This is a genomic window from Legionella navarrensis (genome assembly GCF_052527415.1).
The window spans coordinates 1-233 of the sequence record NZ_JBNVZR010000071.1 but is presented as its reverse complement, the minus strand read 5'-3'; the positions used below and the strand labels follow the sequence as shown (position 1 = coordinate 233).

Genomic DNA, 233 nt, shown 5'->3' with positions numbered 1-233 from the left:
GGCCATAGCAGAAGACAGCGGTGCGCGCGTGATCACTCAGGCCGAACTGCTGGCCAACGCCAGTGATGTGGATGCAGGCAGCAGTCTTGAGGCGCTGAACCTGTCCATAGCATCAGGTGCCGGTAGTCTGGTGGATAACCTGGACGGCACCTGGACCTATACGCCGGCCCTGAATGATGAGAGCAGCGTCAGCTTTAACTTTGATATCAGCGACGGCAGTGCCAGCGTAGCTT

1 protein-coding gene is annotated in these 233 nt (G+C 58.4%); it reads left to right on the top strand.

Annotated features, from left to right (window positions below; all coding sequences use genetic code 11):
- The coding region (locus tag ACQUTA_RS13160) for a cadherin-like domain-containing protein (protein WP_444988721.1) at nt 1-233 on the top strand (233 nt) is incomplete at both ends.